At 60.8% G+C, this 260-nt stretch carries 1 protein-coding gene; it reads left to right on the top strand.

Annotated features, from left to right (window positions below; translation table 11 throughout):
• Positions 1–260: ATP-binding cassette domain-containing protein (locus tag SB822_RS58410; RefSeq protein WP_410859286.1), on the top strand; the 260-nt coding region annotated here is incomplete at both ends.

Raw genomic sequence — 260 nt, 5'->3', positions numbered from 1 at the left:
CAATCTGTTCCCGCATCTGACAGTACTGGAAAACATTACGCTCGGCCCGATCAAGCTCAAGGGCGTGGGCAAGGACGCGGCACGCACGCTGGCGCTGGAACTACTGTCGAAGGTGGGGCTTGCCGACAAGATCGATGTCTACCCGTCGCGCTTGTCGGGTGGTCAGAAGCAGCGCGTGGCCATTGCGCGCGCGCTTGCCATGCAACCAAAGGTGATGCTGTTCGACGAGGCCACTTCGGCGCTTGATCCCGAGATTGTGG

Source organism: Paraburkholderia sp. SIMBA_054, from assembly GCF_046534875.1.
In the GTDB taxonomy this organism is placed as follows: Bacteria; Pseudomonadota; Gammaproteobacteria; order Burkholderiales; family Burkholderiaceae; genus Paraburkholderia; species Paraburkholderia hospita.
Note: the sequence above shows the minus strand (reverse complement) of the source record. Positions and strands in the feature narration are given on the sequence as shown.